Below are 16,486 nucleotides of genomic sequence, written 5' to 3' on the forward strand. Positions count from 1 at the left end.
GCCAGCGCCACCGGGCAACTCACAAGCGGCGCAGCAGCCTCGCCGGGTTTCCCGCATAAACGCCTTTCTCGGTGATGGATTTGGTCACCACGCTCCCCGCACCAATCACCACCCCGTCACAGATGGAGACCGCCAGAATGGTGGCGCCACTGCCAATCGACACATCATTTCCCACGGTAATGCGTCCCCAGCTGTTCCGGTCAGCATTGGGTTTGCCGTCGCGAAACATATCGTTGGCAAACATCACCCCATGACCAATAAAACAGCGTTCGCCTATGCTGACATACTCGCAAATGAAGGTGTGCGACTGAATTTTGCTCTCATCGCCAATGCGCGTATGGCCCTGGATTTCAACAAACGGGCCGACAAACACACCGTTGCCAAGCACGCAGTCATAAAGATTGCAGGGCTCATAAAGAGTGACATTTTCGCCACAGGTTACGTTGCGAACCCCGGTAGGTCTGCGCTCCATCCGTTACCTCCATACATAAAACATAATTAAAAAATATAGATCCACGTCACATTTTTGCGTTATACAGGAACCTCGCCCTGGAGAATGAGGTGCTGTATGACATCCCTGACTCGCCCGCGCGTTGAGTTCATCTCAACTATCCTCCAGACCGTGCTGAACCTCGGTCTGCTGAGCCTTGGCCTGATCCTGGTCGTCTTTTTGGGTAAAGAGACGGTGCATCTGGCAGATGTGCTGTTCGCCCCCGAGCAAACCAGCAAATATGCGCTGGTGGAAGGCCTGGTGGTCTACTTTCTCTACTTTGAATTTATCGCCCTGATTGTGAAGTATTTCCAGTCAGGCTTTCACTTCCCGCTGCGCTATTTTGTCTACATTGGGATCACCGCGATAGTGCGGCTGATCATCGTCGATCATAAATCTCCCCTTGATGTGCTGATCTACTCGGCGGCGATCCTGCTGCTGGTGATCACCCTCTGGTTGTGTAATTCGAAGCGGCTGAAGCGCGAATAAAAAAATGGCGCTCCGAAGAGCGCCTAACAACAGTCACAAGTTGGGTTAATACAATACGTCTAAAGTTGAGGGTTGCAGTGGCATAACAGATGAAACTTAACCTTTCACACCGCCCGCCGTCAGGCCGTTGACCAGCCAGCGCTGGGCCAGCAGGAACACCACGGTAATCGGGATGGCAGAGAGTACGGCCGCCGCGGCAAAGTCGCCCCACAGGTAGTTTTGCGGGTTGAGGTATTGCTGCATACCTACGGCCAGGGTGTAGCTATTCACATCACGCAGTAGCAGAGAGGCGACCGGCACTTCGGTGATGGCGGCGATAAACGACAGGATAAACACCACCGCCAGGATAGGCACCGACAGCGGCAGCAGAACCAGACGGAACGCCTGCCATGGCGTCGCGCCATCCAGCGCCGCTGCTTCTTCCAGCGAGCCGTCGATGGTTTCGAAATAGCCTTTGATGGTCCACACATGCAGAGCGATACCGCCAAGATAGGCGAAGATCACGCCGCCGTGGGTGTTCAGGCCGATAAACGGCACATACTGGCCCAGGCGGTCAAACAAGGCATACAACGCGACCAGAGACAGTACCGCCGGGAACATCTGGAAAATCAGCATCCCTTTCAGCAGTGAGGCCTTGCCCGGGAACTTCATACGGGCGAAAGCGTATGCACAGGTCGTGGAGAGCGTCACAATACCTATCGCAGTGATCCCGGCGATTTTCACCGAGTTCCATAGCCATAACAGCACCGGGAACGGCGGCGGGGTGACGCGGCCATCGGCATGCTCCACGCTGAAGCCCAGCGCGAGCTTCCAGTGCTCCCAGGAGATTTCGTCCGGGATCAAGCTCCCGGTAGCGAAGTTACCTGAACGCAGGGAGATGGCGATGACCATCAGCAGCGGGAACATGATTGCCGCAATAAAAATCAGCAGCCCTAAGTGCGTCGCCAGGAGGCGCAGTTTCTGAGATTTGGGTTGTACCATAGCCATGATCGATGCCCTCCTTAGTCAAATTTCATACGTGTGGCTTTCAGGTTCACTATCGCCAGTGCGCCCACCAGCAGGAAGATCAGGGTGGCAATCGCTGCCGCCAGACCAAAGTCCTGACCGCCGCCGCCTTCAAAGGCGATGCGATAGGTGTAGCTCACGAGCAGGTCGGTATAGCCGGCCGGCGTGGTGGTACCGAGACGATCCGGGCCACCGTTGGTCAACAGCTGAATCAGCACGAAGTTGTTAAAGTTGAAGGCAAAGCTGGCAATCATCAGCGGGGTCAGCGGCTTGATGAGCAGCGGCAGCGTAATCTTAAAGAAGTTCTGGAACGGACCCGCGCCATCCATTGCCGAGGCTTCGTACAGGTCGTCCGGGATGGCCTTCAGCAGGCCCATGCACAGGATCATCATGTACGGATAACCCAGCCAGGTGTTGACGATGATAATCATCGAACGGGCGGTAGTCGGGTCGCTGAACCAGGCCGGTTTGATGCCGAACAGCGCGCTCAGCATCATGTTGATTTCACCGAAGCTCTGGTTAAACAGCCCTTTGAAAATCAGAATTGAGATAAACGACGGAACGGCATACGGCAGGATCAGCAGCACGCGGTAGATCGCTTTGCCTTTCAGGGCTTCCCACTGCACGAGGCAGGCCAGCACCATGCCCACAGCAACGGTCAGGAGTACCGTCAGTACGGAGAAGACCACCGTCCAGACGAAGATAGCAAAGAACGGCTTCTGGATCCCTTCGTCGGTAAACACGCGGGTAAAGTTGTCCCAGCCGATGGTCACGGTATAACCCGGGCTGAGTTTGTCATCACCCCAGCTGCCGTCGGCGTTTACAGACTGATAGAAACCAATATCGTTGTTCGGACGGTACTTCACGCCGCTCTGGTTATTCGTCAGCGTGCCGTCATTCGCCAGGGTATAGAGTGGCTGAGTGCCGGAGAACTGGCGCAGCGAGCTCATGGTCACTTTGCTTTCGTCCGGCAGCACGGCGGTGAGCTGAGTCAGCGCCTGACGGTTCTGGGTAATGATACGCAGGTTAGCGCGTTCGCCTTCCGGCAGGGCAGGGGCCTCTTTTAAGGCCAGCTTCTGCTCGCCGCCAAATTTGAAAGCGTCGGAAATAAAGGTTTTGCCGCTCTCGCCGTCAGTCAGTGCTAATTTCCATTCGTCACCCGCAGGATACAAACCAAAGTTGAAGGTCTTGCCTGCCTGATAAGAACGGTCCAGAAGCACCTGAGTGGCGCGCTCTTGCGCGAGCTGGTTGGTGCTGCTGTAGTTAGTGAATGCGATAGCGATAGTACAGATCAGCGGGAACAGGACAAACAGCCCCATCCCGGCCACGCCCGGATAGACATAACGCCAGGCATACGCCTTACGGTTGGCGAAAATATACAGGCCAGCAGAGCTTAAAATCAGCGTCATGATGGCAAAAAGATATTCCCCTTGTACGTACATTAAAACAACAAGGTAACCCACCAGCAGACAGAGCAGACCGATCGCTGACCACTTCAGCACGTCGCTTTGCCACCAATGTTTCTTTTTAATGACATCCATGGGGTTCTTCCTCTACAACGTTTGATCTTTTCTCCCTCTCCTGGGGGAGAGGGCCGGGGTGAGGGCGTGCAGATAGCGACAACCCTCACCCTAACCCTCTCCCTTTGGGAGAGGGGACTACGGCATTACTTAGTAATACGACCCTGTGCATCTTTCAGCGCGGCATCGACAGTCTGACGACCACTTGCGGCGTTAATCACCGCAGTACGGGTGGCATACCAGAACGCGGCCATCTGTGGGATGTTCGGCATGATTTCGCCTTTCTGGGCGTTATCCATGGTTGCCGCGATACGTGGGTCTTTCGCCAGCTGATCCTGGAAGGATTTCAGCGCGACGGCACCCAGCGGTTTGTCCTTGTTTACTTCATCCAGACCCTGATCGGTCAGCAGGTAGTTTTCGAGGAACTCTTTCGCCAGCTCTTTGTTCGGGCTGGCGGCGTTGATACCTGCGCTCAGCACGCCAACGAACGGTTTAGACGGTTTGCCGTTGAAGGTTGGCAGCAGCGTCACGCCGTAGTTGATTTTGCTCTTGTCGATGTTGGTCCAGGCCCACGGACCGTTGATGGTCATCGCGGTTTCGCCTTTGTTGAACGCCGCTTCCGCGATGGAGTAATCGGTATCCGCGTTCATGTGTTTGTTCTTGATCAGATCGACCAGGAAGGTCAGACCCGCTTTCGCACCCGCATTGTCCACGCCCACGTCTTTCACATCATATTTGCCGTTTTCAAACTTGAACGCGTAACCGCCATCGGCAGCAATCAGCGGCCAGGTGAAGTACGGCTCCTGCAGGTTGAACATCAGCGCGCTCTTACCTTTCGCTTTCAGCTCTTTATCCAGTTTCGGGATCTCTTCCCAGGTTTTCGGCGGGTTAGGCACCAGGTCTTTGTTATAAATCAGAGACAGGGCTTCCACCGCGATTGGGTAAGCGATCAGCTTGCCGTTATAGCGAACGGCGTCCCAGGTGAACGGGAACAGTTTGTCCTGGAAGGCTTTATCAGGCGTGACTTCCGCCAGCAGGCCGGATTGTGCATAACCCCCGAAACGGTCATGCGCCCAGAAGATGATGTCCGGGCCGTCACCGGTTGCCGCAACCTGCGGGAATTTCTCTTCCAGCTTGTCCGGGTGTTCTACGGTGACTTTGATACCGGTGTCTTTCTCGAATTTTTTACCCACTTCGGCCAGGCCGTTATAGCCTTTGTCGCCGTTAATCCAGATAACCAGCTTACCTTCTTCAATTTTGGCGAGAGCCGGTGCGGAAATCATCATTGCTGCCAGGGCGGACAATGCGAAAACGCGTGCGCCAGTCTTGATCTTCATATCTGCCATCCTTTTTTGGTGATGTGCTCGTGGATACACTGAGGTGGTTCAACGTGTCTCAGTCTCCTTATTTGACATCCTCTTTCCATCCTCCCAACCCCTACGCCCCACCCCCGGTTTGTGTGATCTGTGTTGCATAAATTTAAGTTATGAGTGCTGGCGCACATAAAAACACGCTGAATTTTGCAGGTGGCTTCACGAATTTTGCCTCAGCCCGCCAGCTGCGGTCGCAGAGCCTGCTCTCTCATCCTCCCGCCTCCTCCCCCATAAAAAAGCCGGGGGGTGGAGGATTCGCGAAAGTAATGGATACCCCATAGTGAACTTATCTTGAATGTTTCTGTCGGTGACAGGTTGTAACGAAGGGAGAAGGGCATGGCGAGCGTACAGCTGCGTAATGTAACGAAAGCCTGGGGCGATGTGGTGGTGTCAAAAGACATCAATCTCGACATCCACGAAGGTGAATTCGTGGTGTTTGTTGGCCCATCTGGCTGCGGTAAATCAACTCTGCTGCGTATGATTGCCGGTCTTGAAACCATCACCAGCGGTGATTTGCTGATTGGTGATACCCGAATGAACGACATCCCGCCTGCCGAACGAGGCGTCGGCATGGTGTTCCAGTCTTATGCACTCTATCCCCATCTCTCCGTCGCCGAGAACATGTCTTTTGGCCTGAAGCTGGCGGGGGCAAAAAAAGAGGTGATTAACCAGCGCGTCACGCAGGTGGCGGAAGTGTTACAGCTGGCACACCTGCTGGAGCGTAAACCGAAGGCGCTTTCTGGTGGACAGCGTCAGCGCGTCGCGATTGGCCGTACGCTGGTTGCCGAACCGCGCGTCTTCCTGCTGGATGAACCGCTTTCTAACCTGGATGCCGCGCTGCGCGTCCAGATGCGTATCGAAATCTCCCGTCTGCATAAACGTCTTGGCCGCACGATGATTTACGTCACCCACGATCAGGTCGAAGCGATGACGCTGGCCGACAAAATTGTGGTGCTGGACGCCGGCCGCGTGGCACAGGTGGGTAAACCGCTGGAGCTGTATCACTATCCGGCAGACCGCTTTGTTGCGGGCTTTATTGGCTCGCCAAAGATGAACTTCCTGCCCGTCAAGGTCACGGCGACAGCCATTGAACAGGTACAGGTGGAGTTGCCAAACCGTCAGCAAGTCTGGCTGCCGGTCGACAGCGCCAACGTACAGGTGGGGGCCAACATGTCCCTCGGTATTCGTCCTGAGCATTTACTCCCGAGCCACATCGCCGATGTGACGCTGGAAGGTGAAGTTCAGGTCGTCGAACAACTTGGTCACGAAACACAGATTCATATCCAGATCCCCGCCATCCGTCAGAACCTGGTCTACCGCCAGAATGACGTGGTGTTGGTAGAAGAGGGTGCCACATTCGCTATCGGTTTGCCGCCAGAGCGTTGCCATCTGTTCCGTGAAGATGGCACTGCATGTCGTCGGCTGCACAAAGAGCCAGGCGTTTAAGCAATCCCAAAAGAAGACACGAAACCGACAGGTCAAGTGTTCAAAGAAAAGCAATGATCTCAGGAGATAGAATGATGATTACTCTGCGCAAAGTCCCTCTGGCACTCGCCATTGCGGCAGGCATTATGTCTGCCCAGGCAGGCGCTGTAGACTTTAAAGGTTATGCTCGTTCCGGCATTGGCTGGACCGGGAGTGGCGGTGAACAACAATGTTTCCAGGCAACCGGTGCTCAAAGTAAATACCGTCTCGGTAACGAATGTGAGACGTACGCTGAGCTGAAACTGGGCCAGGAAGTGTGGAAAGAGGGCGACAAGAGCTTCTATTTCGACACTAACGTAGCGTATTCCGTTTCTCAGCAGAACGACTGGGAATCCACCAGCCCGGCCTTCCGTGAAGCTAACGTGCAGGGTAAAAACCTGATTGAATGGCTGCCAGGCTCCACCATCTGGGCCGGTAAGCGCTTCTATCAGCGTCATGACGTCCATATGATCGACTTCTACTACTGGGACATCTCAGGTCCTGGTGCCGGTATTGAAAACATCGATCTGGGCTTTGGTAAACTCTCTCTGGCAGCCACCCGCTCTTCTGAATCAGGCGGTTCTGCAACCTTCGCCGATCGTGATGCCAACGGCGACCGTATTTATGACAATGTTGTACCAAATGACGTCTTCGACGTGCGTTTAGCCGGTCTGGAAACCAACCCGGGCGGTACGCTGGAACTGGGCGTTGACTATGGTCACACCAACATTCCTGACGACTACTACCTGCAGCCTGGCGCTTCTAAAGATGGCTGGTTGTTCACTGCTGAACACACCCAGAGCATGATGAAGGGCTTCAACAAATTCGTACTGCAGTACGGTACGGACTCCATGACCTCTAACGGTAAGGGTATTCCACAGGGTGGCAGCGTTGATAACGACGGCTCCATGTGGCGTGTGCTGGACCACGGTGCAATCACCCTGGCAGACCGTTGGGACCTGATGTACGTCGGTATGTACCAGAACATCGATCGTGACAATAACAACGGTACCGAGTGGTGGACTGTGGGTGTTCGTCCGATGTTCAAATGGACGCCAATCATGAGCACCCTGCTGGAAGTGGGCTACGACAACGTCAAATCTCAGAGAACTGACGAGAAAAACAGCCAGTACAAAATCACCCTGGCACAGCAATGGCAGGCTGGCGACAGCATCTGGTCCCGTCCGGCTATCCGTGTCTTCGCAACCTACGCGAAGTGGGATGAGAAATGGGGTTACGCAAACAACAGCGACACTGGTTACACCTCTGGTGTGGCTTACAGTGACACCTCTGCGAAAACCTTCAGCCGTGGCGACAACGATGAGTGGACCTTCGGCGCCCAGATGGAAATCTGGTGGTAATTCGTTAGACCTGACGTAATGACCTGAAAAGAGGGGCGTAAGCCCCTCTCTCCTTAGGGTGCTGCGCGCTATTGCCTGGCCACCGCAGTGCTCACGCTATCAGAGGTAATAACAATGAAAATGAAGAAAAGTCTCGTCGCGCTGTGCCTCTCTGCGGGGCTGTTAGCCTGTGTTCCGGCCGTCTCCCTGGCAGACGTGAATTTCGTGCCACAAAATACCAGTGCTGCGCCGGCTATCCCGGCAGCGGCACTCCAGCAACTGACATGGACGCCGGTTGATCAATCCAAAACGCAGTCAACCCAGCTCTCTATGGGTGGCCAACAGCTGAATGTGCCGGGGATTTCTGGCCCCGTTGCGGCTTATAGCGTACCGGCGAACATTGGTGAATTGACCCTGACGCTGACCAGCGAAGTGAACAAACAGACCAGCGTGTTTGCGCCAAACGTCCTGATCCTCGATCAAAACATGACGCCATCGGCGTTCTTCCCGAGCGACTATTTTAGCTATCAGGAACCGGGCGTGATGAGTGCAGATCGGCTGGAAGGTGTTATGCGCCTGACGCCTGCCCTGGGTCAGCAAAAAATTTATGTTCTGGTATTCACGACCGAGAAAGATCTGCAGCAGACAACAAAGCTGGTTGACCCGGCGAAAGCTTATGCCAAAGGCACCGGTAACTCTGTCCCGGATATTCCGGATCCGCTTGCCCGTCATACCACTGATGGTCTGGTCAAACTGAAAGTTTCCACCAACAGCGCTTCCAGCGTACTCGTTGGCCCACTGTTTGGCTCGTCTGGTCCAGGTCCGGTGACCGTGGGGAATACCGCTGCACCTGTTTATACCGCGCCAGCGGCTACGGCAGCCGCGACCGCAGCCCCTGCTCCGGCGAAAAAAGCTGAGCCGGTACTGAACGACACCGAAGAATACTTCAACAACGCCATTAAGCAGGCGGTGAAGCGCGGTGATGTCGATAAGGCGCTGAAACTGCTTGATGAAGCCGAACGTTTAGGTTCAACCACTGCCCGTTCCACCTTTATCAGCAGTGTAAAAGGCAAGGGGTAACCGTTTCCCCACAGTGCTGATTTGTTAGTAGTTTAGTGCGCCTGAGTGGGCGCACTTTTTTTCGTGCCGCTCGCGCTGTTGCGCCCTTGTTGCAATCGTGATCGTTAAATAACGTTTGGCCCCCCTCAATCCGCGTTTCTGCGATACAATGCCAGTACGTTATGTATCGGAGAGTCCGGCATGTCACACCCCGCGCTAACGCAACTGCGTGCGCTGCGCTATTTTGACCAAATACCTGCGCTTGACCCGCAGCAGCTTGACTGGTTGCTGCTGGAAGATTCCATGACTAAACGTTTTGAGCAACAGGGCAAGACGGTTACGGTGACGATGATTCAGGAAGGGTTTGTCACTTCCGCTGACATTGCCAGTGAACTGCCGCTGTTGCCAAAAGAAGCACGCTACTGGTTGCGTGAAATTTTGCTCTGCGCGGATGGTGAGCCGTGGCTCGCCGGGCGAACGGTGGTGCCTGAATCCACCCTTTCCGGGCCAGAGCTGGCACTGCAACGGCTGGGAAATACCCCGCTCGGGCGGTACCTTTTCACTTCGTCTGAACTTACCCGGGATTTTATCGAGATTGGTCGCGATGCCGAACTGTTGGGACGTCGTTCCCGTCTTCGCCTGAGCGGTAAACCGTTAATACTGACGGAGCTTTTTTTACCGGCATCGCCGTTGTACTGAGAGGAAGAAAAAATGGAGTGGAGCCTGACGCAGAACAAGCTGCTGGCCTATCACCGCTTAATGCGTACCGATAAACCCATCGGCGCGCTACTGCTGTTGTGGCCGACATTATGGGCGCTATGGGTGGCGACGCCGGGCGTTCCACCGCTGTGGATCCTGGGCGTGTTTGTGGCCGGTGTCTGGCTGATGCGTGCGGCGGGCTGTGTGGTCAATGACTACGCCGATCGTAAATTCGACGGACATGTGAAACGGACAGCCAATCGTCCGTTACCCAGTGGGCAGGTCACAGAGAAAGAGGCCCGCGTGCTGTTCATCGTGCTGGTGCTGCTCTCCTTCCTGCTGGTGTTAACCCTCAACACCATGACCATCCTGCTTTCCGTTGCGGCTCTCGCGCTGGCCTGGGTCTATCCGTTTATGAAACGCTATACTCATCTGCCGCAGGTGGTGCTGGGCGCGGCGTTTGGCTGGTCGATCCCGATGGCGTTTGCGGCGGTCAGTGAGTCGGTACCGCTGAGCTGCTGGCTGATGTTCCTGGCGAACATTCTCTGGGCTGTGGCTTACGACACGCAATATGCGATGGTCGACCGCGATGACGATCTGAAAATTGGTATTAAATCGACCGCCATTCTGTTTGGTCGTCACGATAAGCTGATTATCGGTATCCTGCAGATTGCCGTGCTGGCACTGATGGTGGCGATTGGCCGCCTGAACGGGCTGAACTGGGAGTTTTACTGGTCAGTGCTGGTGGCGGGACTGCTGTTTGCTTACCAGCAGAAGCTGATCGCAAAGCGTGAGCGTGATGCCTGTTTTAAAGCGTTTATGAATAATAACTACGTGGGCCTGGTGCTGTTTCTGGGGCTGGCGATGAGCTATTTTGGCTAAAATAAAGCCCGGTGACGCTGAAGCTTACCGGGCCTGCATGATATGAAGCGTCAGATTGTGAGCCGGGTAAGGCGAAGCCGCCACCCGGCTTTTTCACATCACTCGCCCTGCGTCGCACTCTCAATCGTCAAACGCACGTCGGAGGTAATCAGCTCTGCCAGCATCTGATACACCTTCAGCGTCTCTTCCGGCTCGGCATCGCCCGTGTCGCTAATGAACCCTTCATCACGCAGCGTCAGTACCAGTGAACTGAAGACCGCTTTGTCGAAGAATTCCGGGGCGTTGATGCCGTGCAGAACGGACAGACGCTGCGCCAGCGTCCGGCTCTCTTTCTCCAGCGTACCGCGGTTAATGGATGGGTTCGCGCTCAGCAGCCAGAAGGTGATAGCGTAGCGCTGCAGCGTTTCACGCGCACCCGCCGCCAGCAGTTGCAGCGTGCGGGAGCGTGACGGATTAATATGCAGCTCATCGTTAACGACGGTAATCAGCCCCTGACGACGCAACTCCTCGGTCATTTTATCCAGCTCAATCGCCAGTTCATCCTTGCTCCAGCGCAGGAACAGCTCTGCTTTCAGCATCGGATAGAGCGTCTCCACATGACGCAGCAGCTCCTGACGAGAAATACGGCGATGCTGGGTAATGATCGCCGCCATCAGCGACGGTAGCATCAGCATGTGGGCGATATTGTTACGATAGTAGGTCATCAGCACCGCCTGCTCGCGCGGGAGAATGATGATGTCGCCAATCGTATCTTTCTCGACTTCAAACTTGTTCATCTGCAGCGCATGGTCGATCAGCTCGCTCGCCGTGCTGGCAGGCGTCGTTGAATCCACCGAATAGGGAACGTTGCGCATCAGGTCAAGATAGCAATCCAGCTGCTCCGTAAGCTGTTCACGGGTCAGCGAGCGTTGACGTGACGCCAGCAGTGCAGTACAGCACAGGTTCATGGCGTTTGCGGCACCGGCGTTGTTAATACGCACCATCAGCTCAGCCGCGATACCGTTAACCGTTGGCGTCAGCCAGGCCGGACGCACCGCTTCGATAGGATCGATAGACTCGCGCCACTCAGGGACATGGTTGTTCAGGTACGTCATCAACGGCATTGGCTCGCCGAAGTTCACGTAGCCCTGGCCGAGATTGCGTAACTTGCTCAGACCGCGCAGCATCTGCGGCAGGCTCTCTTTCTCTTTGGTCGCCCCACGCAGCTCTTTGGCGTAAGTCCCCACTTCCATGACGTGCTCGTAGCCAATGTAAATGGGTACCAGCGTGATCGGACGGGTACCGCCGCGCAGCATTGCCTGGATGGTCATCGACAGCGTGCCGGTTTTCGGATCCAGCAGACGGCCGGTGCGTGAACGTCCCCCCTCCACGAAGTACTCAACGGAATAACCGCGGCTGAACAGCTCGCCCAGATATTCGCGGAACACGGTAGAGTAGAGCTTGTTGCCCTTAAAGGTACGACGAATAAAGAACGCCCCCAGACGGCGGAAAATCGGGCCTGCTGGCCAGAAGTTCAGGTTGATACCGGCCGCGATGTGCGGAGGCACCAGTCCCTGGTGATAAAGCACATACGAGAGAAGCAGGTAGTCCATGTGGCTGCGGTGGCAGGGCACATAAACAATTTCATGGCCGTCATGCGCCAGTTGGCGAACGCGCTCGGCGTTATGGACGTTAATGCCCTGATAGAGGCGGTTCCATGTGAAGCCAAGGATGCGGTCAGAAAGACGGATCATCTCATAGGAGAAGTTCGCGGCGATCTCTTCCATCAGCGCAATAGCGTTCTGCTGTGCTTTTTCGTGAGAAATCTTCTTAGTGCGCGCTTCGTCTTCAACGGCACGGGCGATCGCTTTGGAGGCCAGCAGCTTGTTGAACAGGTCCTGACGTGCCGGAAGACGCGGGCCCACGGCGGCCAGACGCTGACGAGCGAAATGCATGCGCGCCACGCGCGCCAGTTTTTGCGCGATGATCTTATCGGTGCCGTGCTCGTCCGCCATTCGGCGGAGCGAGACGGAAGGGGAGAAACGCACAAAGCTGTCGCGTCCCAGCCAGGAGACGGCGAAGAATTTCTGGATGCCATTGAGCATGCGCAATGGCGGATTCTCTTCCCCTTTCTCGCGGCCCGGGCGACGACCAAACATCACCGAAACGGGCACCATTTGCACATCCAGATCGGGATTGCTGCGATGCAGGTCGAGATAGTCGTGGAACAGCTTAATGGACTCTTCTTTTGGCGTGTAATAGGTAAACACGCGTGGCCCACCGTGAATGAATACGTATCGCGGCAACAGCGTACCGTCGACTTCTAACGGTTCAAGCGGGTCAGGTAAGTCATGCGCCAGACACTGGGCGCGAAGCGTCAGCAAGTCTGCCTTCGAGTTGTAAGGCAAAACATACATAATAGGGCGCGACGTATCGAGCCCCAATTCCAGCGCGGGTTCTGCTGGGATAGACTTACTTTTTACCAGGACGCTTAATGGTAAATTAAGTAATTTGTAGTAAATTCGTGGCCAGCCAGACATAAACGATGTAAAGCCTCTGGTTAATAATGCAATTGCGGCGCAAGGATAACAGAAAGCGCGCGAAATTACTGTTGTTACCCGTCATACTTCAGGCTACAGCGCAACACGTTGCGCCTCCTGTTATTGACGCTATTTCAAATAAAAGGTTCTTTTAATGGCCAATAATACCACTGGGTTAACCCGTATCATTAAAGCTGCTGGCTATTCCTGGAAAGGTTTTCGCGCCGCATGGGTCAACGAAGCCGCGTTTCGCCAGGAGGGTGTCGCCGCGATTGTCGCGGTGATTATCGCCTGTTTCCTTGATGTTGATGCCATTACCCGCGTGCTTCTGATCGGCTCCGTGCTGTTGGTGATGATAGTGGAAATTCTTAATAGCGCTATTGAGGCCGTTGTGGACCGTATTGGCTCTGATTTTCACGAGCTTTCTGGCCGGGCAAAAGACATGGGCTCTGCTGCCGTGTTGCTGGCGATTATCACTGCAGCTATTACCTGGGTCACGCTGCTTTGGTCACATTTCCGATGAGCCTCGAGGAATAATTAAGTCCCTGGTTTTTTGTGCAGTTTTTGGTTCCAAAATCGCCTTTGACTGTATATACTCACAGCATAACTGTATATACACCCAGGGGGCGGAATGAAAGCGTTAACGACCAGGCAGCAAGAGGTGTTTGATCTCATCCGGGATCATATCGGCCAGACGGGTATGCCACCCACGCGTGCGGAAATCGCTCAGCGTCTGGGCTTCCGTTCTCCGAACGCTGCCGAGGAACACCTGAAAGCGCTGGCGCGTAAAGGCGTGATTGAAATTGTATCGGGTGCTTCACGCGGTATCCGCCTGCTGGTGGAAGAAGAGACAGGCATTCCGCTGATAGGCCGCGTCGCTGCAGGTGAACCTCTGCTGGCGCAACAGCATATCGAAGGCCACTACCAGGTTGATCCTGGCATGTTCAAACCGAGCGCGGATTTTCTGCTGCGTGTAAGCGGTATGTCCATGAAAGACATCGGTATTCTTGACGGCGATCTGCTTGCGGTGCATAAAACGCAAGACGTGCGTAACGGCCAGGTTGTCGTGGCACGCATCGATGATGAAGTGACGGTTAAGCGTCTGAAAAAACAGGGCAATACCGTCCAGTTGTTGCCGGAAAACAGCGAGTTTTCCCCCATTGTGGTTGACCTGCGCGAGCAAAACTTCTCTATCGAGGGGCTGGCGGTAGGGGTTATTCGCAATGGAGAATGGCTGTAATCTCATCCTGACAGGCTACGGATCCGCCGTGGCCTGATCCCTTATCCACTCCCGGTATTTTTTCATGTCACTGCTGACGGCATCCGATAAGGCATTGTGGCGTCTTGCACTGCCGATGATTTTTTCCAATATCACCGTTCCGCTGCTGGGGCTGGTGGATACGGCAGTTATTGGTCACCTTGATTCACCCATCTATCTGGGCGGCGTGGCGATTGGCGCGACGGCGACCAGCTTCCTTTTTATGCTCCTGCTTTTTTTGCGCATGAGTACCACCGGGCTCACGGCGCAGGCGTACGGTGCTAAAGATCCTTTGCGTCTGGCGCGTGCGCTGGTTCAGCCGTTAATTCTGGCGCTTGGGGCCGGCGCGTTAATCGCTATATTGCGTACCCCACTGATTGACCTGGCGCTGCATATCGTTGGCGGCAGCGAAGCGGTACTGGAGCAGGCACGACGCTTCCTTGAAATTCGTTGGCTCAGCGCGCCCGCGTCGCTGGCCAATCTGGTTCTGCTGGGGTGGTTACTCGGCGTGCAGTACGCCCGCGCGCCCGTGATCCTGCTGGTGGTAGGCAACCTCCTCAACATCGTGCTCGATCTCTGGCTGGTGATGGGCCTGCATATGAATGTGCAGGGTGCGGCACTGGCGACGGCGATTGCCGAATACGGGACGTTTATCCTCGGTCTGTGGATGGTCTGGCGGGTGCTGGTCATGCGCGGGATCTCTCTTGCGCTGCTGAAGAGCGCATGGCGCGGTAATATTCGCACGCTGTTGGCGCTCAATCGCGACATTATGCTGCGCTCCTTGCTGCTCCAGCTCTGCTTCGGCGCACTGACGGTCTTTGGCGCACGGCTTGGGCCAGACATCGTTGCGGTGAATGCCGTTCTGATGACGCTGCTGACCTTTACCGCCTATGCGCTGGATGGCTTTGCCTATGCTGTCGAAGCGCATTCCGGCCAGGCATATGGCGCACGTGAAAGTGGTCAGCTGCGGGATGTCTGGCGGGCGGCCTGTCGGCAGTCGGGGCTGGTGGCGCTGGTGTTTGCGCTGATTTACGCCTGTTTTGGCGAACAGATTATTGCGTTACTGACCTCCCTTCCTGCACTGCGCGAGCTGGCAAGCCATTACCTCATCTGGCAGGTCATTTTGCCGGTGGTGGGGGTCTGGTGTTACCTGCTGGACGGCATGTTTATTGGCGCGACGCGAGGTGCGGAGATGCGTAACAGCATGGCGGTGGCGGCGGCTGGTTTTGCCCTGACGTTACTGACGCTCCCCTGGCTGGGTAACCATGGCTTATGGCTCTCTCTGGCGGTCTTTCTCGCATTGCGGGGGGTGTCGCTGGGCTTTATCTGGTACCGTCACTGGCAAAACAATACCTGGCTTCCTTCCCGTCACGATATATCGTGACGGTTAAAGATTCCGAATATGAAATAAACCGCCGAATCCTTAACTACAATTATTATCACGTCCAGCAGAAAAGAACGTAACGGACGTTACGAACCGACGCTTAACTATGAGGACACGATGATGAATAAAGACGAAATCGGCGGCAACTGGAAGCAGTTCAAAGGTAAAGCGAAAGAACAGTGGGGTAAGCTGACGGATGACGATATGACGGTCATCGAAGGTAAACGCGATCAGCTTGTCGGGAAAATTCAGGAACGTTACGGCTACGCGAAAGACCAGGCTGAAAAAGAAGTCGGCGACTGGGAAAAACGCAACGACTACCGTTGGTAAGCGGATAATACCCGCAAGTACAAGGAAGTACTCCCTGAGGGCGGCCATGAGCCGCCTTTACTATGATTAGCGTGGCTTTTTCTTTACGAGGATAGAGTGGTCGTGATGGCATTCATCCTGATGCCGACAGGCCTCTACTTCGACACACGCTGAGCACAGACCATGCGCTTCAATCACATTATGACGCAAAGCAAAGCCCATTCTGGCTGCGAGCGTATGCATAATATCTTCTACGCCTTCCGCACCTTCTTCTTTCACCACGCCACAACGGTCGCAGATAAACATGGCCGATGTGTGGGTTGGCTGGTCAAAAAGATGACATAGCACATAGCTGTTTGTGGATTCGACCTTGTGTACAAACCCTTGTTCTAACAGGAAATCGAGTGCACGATAGACCGTCGGCGGTTTAGCCTGCGGCTCGCTTTCGCGCAGCAGATCGAGCAGGTCGTATGCGCTGATGGCGCCCTGTTGCAGGCTCATCAGGCGTAATACTTCAAGGCGCTGCGGAGTCAGGCGCACATTGCGTTGCGCGCACAGCTTCTCTGCCTGCGCTAACAGCTCTTTTGTGGACTTATCCATTCAGCACCTCGGATGTTATAGGATGGAAACCCTCACTTTATCATGTTCTGGTAAAAACGCCGAGATCCGCCAGGCTGTGCTATACCTGACCCATC

At 55.0% G+C, this 16,486-nt stretch carries 16 protein-coding genes and 1 pseudogene; 11 read left to right on the plus strand and 6 right to left on the minus strand.

Features of this window, described 5'->3' with window-relative positions; genetic code table 11:
- Positions 1-19 precede the first annotated feature (19 nt).
- Entirely contained in the window at positions 20-472 is a 453-nt protein-coding gene (locus EKN38_RS20020) for an acyltransferase (RefSeq protein ID WP_014830271.1), read from the minus strand.
- 96 nt (positions 473-568) lie between these two features.
- Here EKN38_RS20020 and psiE point away from each other — a divergent pair, with 96 nt between their 5' ends.
- Positions 569-979 (plus strand): phosphate-starvation-inducible protein PsiE, encoded by a 411-nt coding sequence (psiE, locus tag EKN38_RS20025; RefSeq protein ID WP_000202963.1) that lies wholly within the window; start codon positions 569-571, stop codon positions 977-979.
- Between the two features lie 96 nt (positions 980-1,075).
- Here psiE and malG read toward each other — a convergent pair whose 3' ends face one another.
- From malG to malE, 3 genes are all read right to left on the minus strand, one after another.
- Positions 1,076-1,966 carry a maltose ABC transporter permease MalG gene (gene malG / locus EKN38_RS20030; RefSeq protein ID WP_014830272.1) on the minus strand — a complete coding sequence of 297 codons (891 nt, stop codon included), beginning with the start codon at positions 1,964-1,966 and terminating at the stop codon, positions 1,076-1,078.
- A gap of 14 nt (positions 1,967-1,980) precedes the next feature.
- Complete coding sequence (malF, locus tag EKN38_RS20035; protein ID WP_046887572.1) at positions 1,981-3,525, minus strand: maltose ABC transporter permease MalF; 1,545 nt, start codon at positions 3,523-3,525, stop codon at positions 1,981-1,983.
- Positions 3,526-3,650: 125 nt separating this feature from the next.
- Positions 3,651-4,841: a maltose/maltodextrin ABC transporter substrate-binding protein MalE gene (gene malE / locus EKN38_RS20040; protein WP_014830274.1), complete on the minus strand. Its 1,191-nt coding sequence runs from the start codon at positions 4,839-4,841 to the stop codon at positions 3,651-3,653.
- Between the two features lie 372 nt (positions 4,842-5,213).
- On the opposite strand from malE, the gene malK reads away from it, so the two are divergent.
- From malK to ubiA, 5 genes are all read left to right on the plus strand, one after another.
- Positions 5,214-6,323 (plus strand): maltose/maltodextrin ABC transporter ATP-binding protein MalK, encoded by a 1,110-nt coding sequence (gene malK / locus EKN38_RS20045; protein ID WP_008500080.1) that lies wholly within the window; start codon positions 5,214-5,216, stop codon positions 6,321-6,323.
- Between the two features lie 71 nt (positions 6,324-6,394).
- A complete protein-coding gene (locus EKN38_RS20050) occupies positions 6,395-7,702 on the plus strand; it encodes a maltoporin (protein WP_014830276.1) in 1,308 nt (435 codons plus the stop codon).
- Between the two features lie 114 nt (positions 7,703-7,816).
- Positions 7,817-8,761 carry a maltose operon protein MalM gene (malM, locus tag EKN38_RS20055; RefSeq protein WP_014830277.1) on the plus strand — a complete coding sequence of 315 codons (945 nt, stop codon included), beginning with the start codon at positions 7,817-7,819 and terminating at the stop codon, positions 8,759-8,761.
- A gap of 180 nt (positions 8,762-8,941) precedes the next feature.
- Positions 8,942-9,439 carry a chorismate lyase gene (ubiC, locus tag EKN38_RS20060; protein WP_014830278.1) on the plus strand — a complete coding sequence of 166 codons (498 nt, stop codon included), beginning with the start codon at positions 8,942-8,944 and terminating at the stop codon, positions 9,437-9,439.
- 12 nt (positions 9,440-9,451) lie between these two features.
- On the plus strand, positions 9,452-10,321 hold the full coding sequence (ubiA, locus tag EKN38_RS20065; RefSeq protein ID WP_014830279.1) for a 4-hydroxybenzoate octaprenyltransferase: 870 nt from the start codon (positions 9,452-9,454) through the stop codon (positions 10,319-10,321).
- Positions 10,322-10,419: 98 nt separating this feature from the next.
- On the opposite strand, the gene plsB is transcribed toward ubiA, so the two are convergent.
- A complete protein-coding gene (gene plsB, locus EKN38_RS20070; protein ID WP_014830280.1) occupies positions 10,420-12,840 on the minus strand; it encodes a glycerol-3-phosphate 1-O-acyltransferase PlsB in 2,421 nt (806 codons plus the stop codon).
- Between the two features lie 154 nt (positions 12,841-12,994).
- Between plsB and EKN38_RS20075 the strand changes: the two genes are divergently transcribed.
- The 5 genes and pseudogenes from EKN38_RS20075 to EKN38_RS20090 all read left to right on the plus strand — a co-directional run bounded on the left by EKN38_RS20075 (position 12,995) and on the right by EKN38_RS20090 (position 15,812).
- On the plus strand, positions 12,995-13,363 hold the full coding sequence (locus EKN38_RS20075) for a diacylglycerol kinase (RefSeq protein ID WP_014830281.1): 369 nt from the start codon (positions 12,995-12,997) through the stop codon (positions 13,361-13,363).
- A 108-nt stretch (positions 13,364-13,471) separates the two neighbouring features.
- Entirely contained in the window at positions 13,472-14,080 is a 609-nt protein-coding gene (gene lexA, locus EKN38_RS20080; RefSeq protein ID WP_014830282.1) for a transcriptional repressor LexA, read from the plus strand.
- Between the two features lie 64 nt (positions 14,081-14,144).
- On the plus strand, positions 14,145-15,482 hold the full coding sequence (dinF, locus tag EKN38_RS20085) for an MATE family efflux transporter DinF (protein ID WP_014830283.1): 1,338 nt from the start codon (positions 14,145-14,147) through the stop codon (positions 15,480-15,482).
- Positions 15,479-15,553 (plus strand): annotated as a pseudogene (locus EKN38_RS26180) (hypothetical protein); the annotation flags it as partial. The gene dinF and the pseudogene EKN38_RS26180, both read left to right, overlap by 4 nt.
- A 49-nt stretch (positions 15,554-15,602) precedes the next feature.
- Entirely contained in the window at positions 15,603-15,812 is a 210-nt protein-coding gene (locus EKN38_RS20090; RefSeq protein WP_014830284.1) for a CsbD family protein, read from the plus strand.
- A gap of 66 nt (positions 15,813-15,878) precedes the next feature.
- Here the strand turns inward: EKN38_RS20090 and zur are convergent, their stop codons facing one another.
- Positions 15,879-16,391, minus strand: coding sequence for a zinc uptake transcriptional repressor Zur (zur, locus tag EKN38_RS20095; RefSeq protein WP_014830285.1), 513 nt, complete (start codon positions 16,389-16,391; stop codon positions 15,879-15,881).
- Positions 16,392-16,486: the final 95 nt, after the last annotated feature.

It is taken from the genome of Enterobacter sp. WCHEn045836, assembly GCF_003965585.1.
GTDB lineage: Bacteria > Pseudomonadota > Gammaproteobacteria > Enterobacterales > Enterobacteriaceae > Enterobacter > Enterobacter dissolvens.